The 11158-nt window shown below is 68.2% G+C and carries 6 protein-coding genes and 1 pseudogene; 3 read left to right on the top strand and 4 right to left on the bottom strand.

Annotated features, from left to right (window positions below):
- Positions 1–1630 (bottom strand): annotated as a pseudogene (locus AC27IO_RS00895) (PD-(D/E)XK nuclease family protein); the annotation flags it as partial.
- A 109-nt stretch (positions 1631–1739) separates the two neighbouring features.
- On the opposite strand from AC27IO_RS00895, the gene trxA reads away from it, so the two are divergent.
- Both trxA and rho read left to right on the top strand, forming a co-directional pair.
- Entirely contained in the window at positions 1740–2072 is a 333-nt protein-coding gene (trxA, locus tag AC27IO_RS00890) for a thioredoxin TrxA (protein ID WP_272568977.1), read from the top strand.
- Positions 2073–2336: 264 nt separating this feature from the next.
- Entirely contained in the window at positions 2337–3599 is a 1263-nt protein-coding gene (gene rho, locus AC27IO_RS00885; RefSeq protein WP_272547856.1) for a transcription termination factor Rho, read from the top strand.
- A 108-nt stretch (positions 3600–3707) separates the two neighbouring features.
- Here the strand turns inward: rho and AC27IO_RS00880 are convergent, their stop codons facing one another.
- Entirely contained in the window at positions 3708–5117 is a 1410-nt protein-coding gene (locus AC27IO_RS00880) for a CoA transferase (protein ID WP_498736751.1), read from the bottom strand.
- A gap of 100 nt (positions 5118–5217) precedes the next feature.
- Between AC27IO_RS00880 and AC27IO_RS00875 the strand changes: the two genes are divergently transcribed.
- Positions 5218–6432 carry a citrate synthase family protein gene (locus AC27IO_RS00875; RefSeq protein WP_498736749.1) on the top strand — a complete coding sequence of 405 codons (1215 nt, stop codon included), beginning with the start codon at positions 5218–5220 and terminating at the stop codon, positions 6430–6432.
- On the opposite strand, the gene AC27IO_RS00870 is transcribed toward AC27IO_RS00875, so the two are convergent.
- Positions 6396–9857: an AAA family ATPase gene (locus tag AC27IO_RS00870; protein WP_498736747.1), complete on the bottom strand. Its 3462-nt coding sequence runs from the start codon at positions 9855–9857 to the stop codon at positions 6396–6398. The two genes, AC27IO_RS00875 and AC27IO_RS00870, sit on opposite strands and share 37 nt — an antisense overlap.
- Positions 9854–11074: an exonuclease subunit SbcD gene (gene sbcD, locus AC27IO_RS00865; RefSeq protein ID WP_498736745.1), complete on the bottom strand. Its 1221-nt coding sequence runs from the start codon at positions 11072–11074 to the stop codon at positions 9854–9856. The genes AC27IO_RS00870 and sbcD overlap by 4 nt, the downstream gene beginning before the upstream one ends.
- Positions 11075–11158 lie beyond the last annotated feature (84 nt).

Below are 11158 nucleotides of genomic sequence, written 5' to 3'. Positions count from 1 at the left end.
CGCCACTGCGCCACAGCACATCCACGTGGGCGGTGCACAAGGCATTGCGCCAGGCCGCGCGCTGGGCGGCCTCCAGCGCCTCGCGGGTGGGCAGGCCCAGGCCCTCGCGCTGCGCCCGGGTCCAGGCGCCGGGGGGCTCCGGAGCGGGCGGCAGGCGCTTTTCGTCGCAGCCGGGCACCACCAGCGTGGCGAACGGGCGCGCCAGGATCTGCGGCAGCGGCACGACGAACACCGAGGCGCTGCCGTCGTGGCCGGGCCGGTAGCGTGCGGCTTCGAGCACCTCGTCCACCCAGCGCGTGAACTCGGCCAGCGCCATGGGCCGCCCGGCGCTTGCCAGCCCCTCCAGATCGGAAGGCAACCCGTCCTGAAGCCGCAGCTCCGCCAGCACGCGCTCCCCCGCCGCGTCGGCCTGCAGCGCCTCCCATTGCCCCGTTGCCTGCAACAGTTCGCGCAATGCGGCCAGCCATGCCGCCAACGGCCTCGCGGCCTGCCACGGCGTGCGCCAGGCCTGTACCTGAGCGATGAGCGCTTGCACTGCAGCCGCTGCAGGCGGCATGGCATCGCTGCGTTCCTCGATGGCCGTCCAGTGGCCGGTGCCGGCCCTGCGCAGCCATTTCTCGGCCGCGCCCACCGCCTGGGGACTGGCGGCCGGCACGTGCTTGAGCCAGTCCAGCACCGCGTCGGCGGAGGCGTTCCAGGCACAGGCCCGCAGCGCCACCATGGCATGGGACGCCGCGCGCGTGGTGGACAAGGTCCAGCCGTTTTCGTCGTGCACGGCCACCCCGCGGCCCTGCAGCAGCGCGCTGATGCGGCGCGTCAAGGCCCGGTCGATCGCGGCCAGGGCCAGCGGCGCGTGGCCCTGCGCCAGGCGGTGCAGCACGCACGCCGCCGCGCGTTGGGCTTCATCCTCGGCATCGGTGGCCTCGTGCAGGAACACCTCGCCGAGCGCGGGCAACGCCGTTTCAGGTGGCTCACCGAGCGGCAGGGACAGCGCGCGGTCGCCCCACCGGGAGCAGAGCGTCTTGGCCAGCGGATCGGCCTGGAAGCCGCCGAACACGACCAGCGCATCCACGGCCGATTGCGTGCCCGGATCGAACAGCACGTCCGTTGCGTGGCGGGAGGCCAGCACCCATTCGAGGGCGATGCGCGCCACCGCCGCCTCGTAGCGCAGTGCCGCGCCGTCGCCTGCGGGGGGCATCGATTCGCGCGCGCCCACCGCCCAAGCGTCGCGCTCGGACGGCGGCACGGCGCAGACGACGCTGGCCAATTGGGCCGCCGCCTCCAGCAGCGGCGCGGCCAGCACGTCGCGCTGCTCGGTCAGGCCGACCCGATCGAGCAACGCGCGCGCCGTGAGGGTGTCGCGCCCCATGTCGTGCGAGAGATCGTCGCCTTCCGGCACGAAAGGGGCGATGCGGGAGGCCCAGTTCCGGGTCGTCTCGAAACGCGGCGCGAAGCCGTCGGGCACGCAGCGCGCCCATTCGCGCTGCGCCTCGGCCATGAGCTGGGCATACGGCACCAGCACCACGGTGGCCGCGGGGTGCGCGCCAGTGCGCCGGATGTGGGCCTGCACCCGGTCCAGCACCGGGCCCCAAACGCTGCCGGGCGCATCGTTTTTCGCTATGACTGTCATAGCGGTGGAGGCCGCGGCCACACCGTGGGGCGGGAAATATCTTTCTGTCACAATCCCCTGACTTTATCCGGACCCGCCCACCTCAACTTGCTCCACAAAGGAATGTGCCATGGCAAGCGAACTCATCAAACACCTTTCCGACGCCAGTTTTGAAACCGATGTGCTGCAACCGGGCACCACGGTGCTGGTGGATTACTGGGCCGAATGGTGCGGCCCCTGCAAAATGATCGCGCCCATCCTGGACGAAGTCGCCAACACCTACAAAGACAAGCTGACCGTCGCCAAGATGAATGTGGACGAGAACCGCGAAGTGCCTGCCAAGTTCGGCATCCGCGGCATCCCGACCCTCATGCTGTTCAAGGACGGCCAGCTGGCCGCCACCAAGGTTGGCGCGATGAGCAAGACGCAGCTCACCGCGTTCATCGACCAGCAACTGGCCTGATTGGTGGCTTTCGGGGCTGGCGCGGGCGGCGACCTGGTCCGCAGCACGCCACCCCGCCCGCAAGCATTGTTCGATGGCAGCGATCTTGCTGCCCGGGCCTTGGCAAACCGGTTTTTTTTCCTGTCATAATCGCCGCAGATCATCGCGTCCGCATGCACTGGCGGCCGGTTCCAGATCCCCAGGCCATCCGAGGTCCGCAAACAGCGGCAGCCCGGCTCCCGGCCTCCCCCCTGATTCAAATCCGCTCCGTTCAGGAGTCACCCCATGCATTTAAACGAACTCAAGGCACTGCACGTGTCCGAAGTGCTCAAGCAGGCCGAAGAGCTGGAGATCGAGAACACCGGGCGCATGCGCAAGCAGGAGCTGATGTTCGCGATCATCAAGAAGCGCGCAAAGGCCGGTGAGCAGGTCTTCGCCGACGGTGTGCTGGAAATCCTGCCGGATGGCTTCGGCTTCCTGCGCAGCCCCGACACGAGCTACACCGCCAGCACCGACGACATCTACATCTCGCCCAGCCAGGTCCGGCGCTTCAACCTGCACACCGGCGACATGATCGAAGGCGAAGTGCGCACCCCCAAGGACGGGGAGCGCTACTTTGCGCTGACCAAGCTCGACGCGGTCAACGGCGGCCCGCCGGAGCAGAACAAGCACAAGGTCATGTTCGAAAACCTGACGCCGCTGTTCCCCAAGGAGCAAATGAAGCTCGAGCGGGACATGAAGGGCGAAGAGAACATCACCGGCCGCATCATCGACATCATCGCCCCCATCGGCCGCGGCCAGCGTGCACTGATCGTCGCACCGCCCAAGAGCGGCAAGACGATGATGATGCAGCACATCGCGCACGCCATCACCGCCAACAACCCCGACGTTCACCTCATGGTCCTGCTCGTTGACGAGCGCCCTGAAGAAGTGACCGAAATGCAGCGCACCGTGAAGGGCGAAATCATCGCCTCCACCTTCGACGAGCCTGCCGCACGCCATGTGCACGTGGCCGAGATGGTGATCGAGCGGGCCAAACGCCTGGTCGAATTGAAGAAGGACGTGGTGATCCTGCTGGACTCCATCACGCGCCTGGCCCGTGCCTACAACAACGTGGTGCCCTCCTCCGGCAAGGTGCTGTCGGGCGGTGTGGATGCCGCTGCGCTGCAGCGCCCCAAGCGCTTCTTCGGCGCGGCGCGCAAGGTGGAAGAAGGCGGTTCGCTGACCATCATCGCCACGGCGCTGGTCGACACCGGCAGCCGCATGGACGAAGTGATCTTCGAAGAATTCAAGGGCACGGGCAACAGCGAAATCCACCTGAACCGCCGCCTGTACGAAAAGCGCGTGTTCCCGGCCATCGAGCTCAACAAGAGCGGCACCCGCCGCGAAGAGCTGCTGCTGCCGCCCGAGATCCTGCAAAAGACCCGCATCCTGCGCCAGTTCATGTACAACATGGACGAGATCGAGTCGATGGAGCTCATGATCAAGAACATGAAGGCGACGAAGACCAATGTGGACTTCTTCGACATGATGCGCCGCGGCGGCTGATTTTTTGCCGTCCGTATTGGGTGGCTTGCGCCGCTCCCGTGTACATCCAAAAGCCCCGCAGGCCATCCGGCCTGCGGGGCTTTTTGCTGAAGGCAGCGCCCTTTTCCGTCAAGTACCGGACCACGCCGCGGCGGACGATCCCAGTGCAGGTGCAGCCAATTCCCAGTGCATCGCCATGCCTTCGATGGACAGCGGCGCCAGCAAGCGCCTGGCCGGCCCCCAGGCGGTGGCTTCGATCTCCGGAGACTGGTCATGCAAGGCATCGGGCAACAGCGGCTCCCGGTCCAGCGACGACGGCGCCTGTGCCAGCCAGTGGGCGGTTCGCGCCAGCGACGCCCGTCCCTCGCAGCCCTGACCGGTCTGCCGGCGGTGCGCCAGCGCCTTCAGGGCCGCGGCCGCCATCAGGTAGCCGGTGGCATGGTCGATGGCCTGCACGGGCAGTGGCACCGGCACCTGCTGCCCGGTCCGGCGCATGCCTTCCTCGGCAATGCCGGTGCTCATCTGAATGAGGCTGTCGAAACCCCGGCGTCCGCGCCACGGGCCGCTCCACCCATAGGCGTCGAGCGAGACATCGATCAATCCGGGATGGACCGCGCGCCGCCATGAAACGCCCAGCCCCAGCCGCTCCAGGGCCTGTGGCCGCAGCCCGTGTACCAACACGTCGGCCTGGCGCAGCAAATGCGCGAACACCGCGCGGTCGGCGGCCTGCCGAAGGTCCAGGCGCGCGCAGCGCTTGCCCAAAGCCACCTCGGGCACGGTGCCGGGCTCTTCCCAGCCCGGCGGGTCGATGCGCAGGACCTCGGCACCAAAGCCGGCGAGGAAACGCGTCGCCACCGGCCCCGCCAGGATGCGGGTGAGGTCCAGCACACGCACGCCATGCAGCGGGCGCTGCGTCGTTCCCACCCAGGCGCGCTCGGGCCCCTGCGCGCCAAAGGCCACGTGGAGCAAAGGCTCCGCCTGGACAGCCTCTCCCTGCGGATGGGATGACCATTCGTCCAGGCTTCGCATGGCCGCGGCACAACCGCCCTGCTCCACGATGGCGGACTCCAGATCGCTCGCACGCCAGCGAGCGACCGCCTGGGCCGCCGACTCCCGGTCCGTCACCCCGCCGAGCACCGCCAGCGCCGCGGTACGGTGGTGCGGCGCATTGGTGTGCAAGCGGATCCATCCATCCGCAGCTTGGTAGTCGCCTGCGATGGCATCCCACTGCGGTGCCAGGGCCCAGCCGATCGGACGCAACGATCCACCGAACCAGAAGGACGCCAGCCGCCGATCCACCCGAACCTGCGGCACCAGTGCGCGGGAAGGTGCCGCGACCTCCGCCAATGCGAGGCCGGCCACCGCCATCGAGACACTGGCCAGGGCGGTCACGGGAAAGACCGATGGCAATTGCCCAGCGCCCGTGAAAGACAGCGCATCCATCGGATCCGTTGTGCCGCCCAGGCCCTTCCACAGCGTGCGCGCGAAATGGGTGGGTGACGCAGAAGGGGGCACAGGAGCGGAGGAATGGGTGGACATGGCAGGCCTCAAAAACGATGCATCAGACTAGATCAACCCATTAAATTGTCAATATTGATTTATATTTTCAACATGAAACCATTCCACACCAGGAGTCACGATGCCTGTCTATCTCTCCGCCCCTGAGGCCGCTGCCCGCCTCGGTGTTTCCCGACAGACGCTCTACGCCTATGTGAGCCGGGGCCTGCTGCGAGCCCACGCGGGAGACAGCACCCGCGAGAGCCGATACCTGCAGCAGGACGTGGAACGGCTCGCCGGCCAGCGCACGCGGGGCCGCAAGCCGAAGGAGGTGGTCAAGGCGGCGCTGGACTGGGGCTTGCCGGTGCTGGAGTCCTCCATCACATTGATCGAGGATGGGCAGCTTTACTACCGTGGAGAAAACGCCATCCCGCTGGCAGCCGCCTGCACCGTGGAAGATCTCGCAGCCCGGCTGTGGCGCTGGCCCACCGCATCCGCTTTCGGCTCCGACACGCCTGCCTGGCCCCGGGCCATGGCGGCATTGCAGCCCTGTCTGGCCGGGCTGCGGCCCGAAGACAAGCTGCTGCCGCTCTTTGCCGCGGGCAGCGAGGACGTCCACACCGCTGTGTGGCAGACGTCGCCCGAGCGGCTGGCACAGGGATGCGGTGCGCTGGTGCGGCTGCTGGCCGCGTGCCTGCTGGGCACGGCACCCCAAACGGCCCCGATCCATCAACAATGCGGCGCGGCATGGGGGCTGGACCCCAAGGGGGCGGACCTCATCCGCCAGGCGCTCGTGCTTTGCGCCGACCACGAACTCAACGCGTCCAGCTTCACCGCCCGCTGTGTGGCCTCCACTGGCGCGAGCCTGCGGGCCGCGGTGATCGGTGGTCTGGCCGCGCTCACGGGCAGCAAGCACGGCGGCACCACCGCACGCGTGGAAGCCCTCTGGGACGAGTTGGACAACGCCGCGCCGGAGCAACGCCTGCGGCAGCGCCTGGCGCGGGGAGAGGACCTGCCAGGCTTCGGCCACCACCTTTATCCGCAAGGGGACGTGCGCGCCGAATGCCTGCTGCGCCCACTGCTGCCGCACAACGAACGCTTGCAGCGCTGGATCGCGGAGGCCCAGGCCTTGACGGGCCAACGGCCTTCGATCGATTTGGCGCTGGTCGCCCTTCGGCGCCATCTGGCGCTTCCGGAAGGAGCGGCCTTCGGCCTGTTCGCCCTCGGGCGGTCCATCGGCTGGGTGGCCCATGCGCTGGAGCAGCGCGAAAGCGGGCAGCTCATCCGGCCGCGCGCTGCGTACAACGGACCGCGGCCGGCTCAGCCCACGGAGAATCGCCGCTCCAACGCGCTGTAGCCCAGGCCGACGCCCTTGTGCACGCGAATCTGCACGGGGATGCGTTCCTTGAGGGCCTCCACGTGGCTGATGATGCCGATGGTCTTTCCGCTGGCGTTGAGGGTGTCGAGCGCATCCAGGGCAGTCTCCAGTGTTTCTCCATCCAGCGTGCCGAATCCCTCGTCAAGAAAAAGCGAGTCGATGCTGGCCTTGTGGCTCACCAGGTCGGAAAGCGCCAGCGCCAACGCCAGGCTCACCAGAAAGCTCTCGCCGCCCGACAGGGTGCGGGTGTCGCGGGCCACATCGGCCTGCCAGGTGTCGATCACCTCCAGCTCCAGTTCGCCCGCAGAGCGGCGGCCCAGCCGGTAGCGCCCGTGCAGTCGCCCCAGTTGGCGATTCGCCAAATGCACCAGGTGGTCCAGCGTGAGGCCCTGAGCGAACTTGCGGTATTTGGCGCCATCGGCAGAGCCGATCAGCCCATTGAGGTGCTGCCACAGATCATGGTCGGTCTCCTGGGCCTGGATCTGTGCCAACAGCGCTTGCAAGCCATCGCGGCGCTGCGCATCGTCTTGCAGCCGGCTCGCGATGGCACCCTGCTGCTGCTGCGCCAAGGTGAGCTCAGCCTCCCACTGCGCCATCAGCGCGGTCAGATCCTCTGAACTCCGCTCGGTGAGGGGAAGGGCTTGCAGCTCCGCCAAGGCTGCGTCAGCGGCAGCCTGCAAGGCGTTCGCCTCGGTCAGCGCCTGCTGCCGCTGCCCCAGCCGTGCGCGCAGCGCTTCGCGCTCCGGCTCGGCCATGCCCGCCGCGTGAAAAGCGGTTTCATCGGCGAAGGGGCTGAGCGACAGCGCCTGCGCCCAATCCTGCTCGGCCTGGACCTGGGCCACCTGCACCTCGGCATGCCGGCGCTGCAAAGACTCCAGCATGCCTTGCAGCGTGGCCAGCTCGTTCTCTGCCGCACGCCAGAGCGCCTCGGCTTGTTCGACCGCCTGTGCCAAGTCTGCGGGCCCGGATTCGGGATCTTCCCGCAGCAGGGCATCGACCTCGGCCCGCGTGCCAGGCGCTCCCACGGCCGCCCAACGCTGGGCGGCCTCCCCCGCCATGTCGGCCACCTGTTTCAATGCCGATTCACTGGCCGCCAATGCCTGAAGGCGCGCTTGCGCCGCCTGCCACGCGCGATGTTCCTCCGCACGCTGCTGCAGCCAGTCCGCCCCATCGCTGGGCAGCGCGTAGCCCAACGTTTGCAATTGGCCCGCCAGCGCCGCTTCGGCCTCGGCGTGCTGGCTCTGCTGCTGTTGGAGGTGCCGAGCCAACTCGTCCGCACGCCCTCGGGCCGCCTGCAGATCCTTGTCCGACAGGGCCCGCTGCTGCAGGGCCGCGCGCTCGGCCTGTTCGGCCTGTTGCCATGCGGACAGCGTCTCGTCGAGCCGCGTTCGTGCCTGGACGATCTCCGCCCATCGCTGTTGCGCGGCTTCCAGCTCGGCCGCGTACCGGGCCTGGGCATCGGCGATGGCCTGGGCGTCCACGGCATCCACCGGCCAGTCAGTGGCCGCGCAACATGCCTGCCACTGCGCCAGCCACTGTGCCAAAGCCTGCTCTCCTTCGGCGATCTGCTGCGCCGCCTGATCGCTCTGCGCCTGCAGCGCGGCCAGGCGGGAGCGCCGCGCCTGCCCTTGCTCGGTCACCTCGTCGCGCTGCGCGCGCAGCGTCTCCAGTGCGGACTGGGTCGCGGAAACGTCCAGCGCCTCGTAGGCGTCGACGGCGGGATGGGTGATCGATCCGCACAGCGGACAGGCTTCGCCCGGCTGCAAATGGCTGCGATGCGCCTCCAGGGCCTGAATGCGCTGCTCTTGCGCCAGGAGCTTTTCCTGGTCCTGCACTTGCCGGTGCAGGCTGGCATAGCGATCGCGCAGCGACTGCACGGCCTGCGCTTCGTCCGCCTCCTGCCGCTGCCGCTCCGTCTGGGCTGCCATCCATTGCGCCTGGCGCGTTCGGGCTTGCTGCCATGCGCTCAAGCTCTGGCCCAGGCGCTCCCAGGCATGGCTGCGCTCCAGCAGTTGCAACGGGGCATCGCGCCATGCGGATTCTTCACGCCCCATCGTCAGGCGCTCATGGGCCTGGCGCGCCGCTACGGCCGCCTGTCGCGCCTGGCTCGAGGCCGCAGCGGCACGCTGGCAGGCCTGCTCATGGTGGGCGCGCTGCGCCTCCAGCGCCTGAGACTCACTGCCTTGTTTTTCCTGGCGCGCCCGGGCTTCGGCCAGTGCCTGCAGCCGGTGCGCACGGGCGCCGAATTGCTCGCGCCATCCGCTCAACCATTCCCCCAGTTGGGCGTGCTGGGGCACCGCCGCGAGTTCTTGGGACAGCGTCTCGCGGGCCTGCACGACATCCTGCCATTCGTCTTCGCGCAACCGGGCCAGGCGCTGGCTGTCGCGCTGCACCTGGCGAAGCGCTTGGGCGCAGCGATCCACCGCCTGACCATGCCGCACCTGCGCGTCATCCCGTTGCCGAACCACGGCCACCGCATCGTGCCGCGCGGCCTGCCATGCGGCATGGACCGGCTGCAGCCGCGCAGCGGGCTCGCTGGCGGCAAGGCGCAGGCTTTCCTCGGCACCGGCATCCCATTCGGCCTGGGCCTGCTCCCGATGTCGCACCGCCTCGTCACGCCGCATCTGGGCGCGGTCCTTGTCCGCCAGCCACTGGCGCTCGCGGGCGGTGGCCTGTCGCTGCGCCTGCAGCGCCTCGGCATGCAAGGCAAGGCGGCCGGCTTCGCCCGCCAGCGTGGCGCGCGTGGCCTCGTCCAGCAACTCCACGCCACCGGCACGGGCCCGCAGTTGCTCCAGCACCGTGCGCGCGTCCCGTGCATTCTCGAACACCCGCTGCGAAATCTGCCCGTAGATATCGGTCCCCGTCAACTCCTCCAGCAACTCCGCACGCTTGCCAGCGCTGGCTTCGAGGAAGGCCGCAAAGCCGCCCTGCGCGAGCAGCATGGACCGGGTGAAACGCTCGAAATTGAGCCCGGTGAGCACTTCCGTCTGGCGCAGCTTGTCCTGCACCCTGGTGGTTAAGATTTCGCCTCCGCCTTCGCCGCGGACATGGGCCACCAATTCCACCTGCACCTGCTGCAAGGCCCCGTCGGGCTTGCCGTGTGCCCTGCGCTGGCTCCAAAACGACCGGTAGCGGGCGCCGCGAACTTCGAACTCCACTTCCGCCAGGCATTCCGCGGTGTGCCGGGTCATGACCTCGTTGCCCCCTTGGGACACGCCAGCGATGCGCGGCGTCTGGTGGTAGAGCGCCAGGCAGATCGCATCGAGGAGGGTGGTCTTGCCCGCCCCGGTGGGGCCGGTGATGGCGAACAGGCCGTTGCCGGCAAAAGGTGCCGCGGTGAAGTCGATGCGCCATTCGCCTTTGAGCGAATTGAGGTTCTTGAGGCGCAGGCTCAGGATCCTCATGGCGCGGGCCTTTCCTGCAGGTCGGCCAGGACGGTCCGGTACAGCGCCGAAAGCCGCTCCTGCAGTGCCGGTTCGAGCGATTGGGCCGCCAGCCGGCGGGCAAAGACTTCTGCCGGGCCCAGTTCATCGAGGGTTTCTCCCGCAGCGGCATCCAGCACGGTGGGAAGCACATTGCGGGCCCTGCGCACACGCAGGATCTGGATCGGCAGGCCTTCCGCCATCTGGGCCACGCGCACCTGCAGATCGGCAAGGTAGTCGTCATGGGCCACTTCCACCTCGACCCACACCGGCAACGAATCGCTTGCGCGGCTGGCGGCTTCGGCAAATGCCGCCGGCAGTTCCGCCAGGCGGCAGCGCACGCTGGCCAGCGGCTGAAAGCAGGGCACCGGCAGCGGCGTCACGCACTTCAGGCCCGCCAGGTCGAAATCGACCAGCAGCACTTCCTTGCGCTGGCGCGCCTCGTCGAAGCTCAGCGGTATCGGCGATCCGCTGTAGCGCACATGCTCCAGCCCTCCGACCTTTTGCGGCTGATGAATGTGGCCCAGGGCGATGTAGTCGGCCGGTGGAAATGCGTTGGTGGGAAAGGCTTCCAGCGTGCCCACATAGATTTCGCGCACCGATTCGCTGGCGCTGGCGCCAACGGTGGTGAGGTGCCCCGTCGCCACGATGGGCAAGCCGCCCAGCGCGGCGCTGCGCTCGACGGCCAGGGCATGCAAGGCCTGGTAATGGGCACGGATGGATGCCTGCAACGCCAACTGCTTTTCGGCCGCGCTTTGCCCGGGCTGGCTCAGCAGCAGGTCCCGCGGGCGCAAGAAAGGCACGGCGCACAGCACCGCTCCCGGCACGCCAGCGCGGGTTTGGAGCACCAGCACCTGGTCCTCGGGCCGCTCCGCCATGCCTGGCACCACCCGCGTATTGAGATGCGCGAGCAAGCTGCGGCTTTCGCCGAGCACGGAAACGGAGTCATGGTTGCCGCCCAGCACGACGAATTGCGCCCCGGCGTCACGCAACGCCAGCACGCAGTGGTTGTACAGTTCGCGCGCATAGCTTGGAGGGGCGCCGGTATCGAAGACGTCGCCTGCCACGATCACGGCGTCCACTGCTTGTGCGCGAACCTGCTGCGCCAGCCAGTCGATGAAAGCCAGATGCTCGGCTTGTCGTGTCTGGCCCATGAAGTGTTGGCCCAGATGCCAGTCGGAGGTATGCAGGAGGCGCAATTCGTGGCTTTTGGAGAAGTTCTGGAATGGCAATGGTCTCACTTTGGCGGGCCTATGCAATAATCGAAGGCTAATTTCCGCGGA

It is taken from the genome of Acidovorax sp. KNOB132, assembly GCF_057541515.1.
This window is presented reverse-complemented; position numbering and strand designations above follow the sequence as displayed.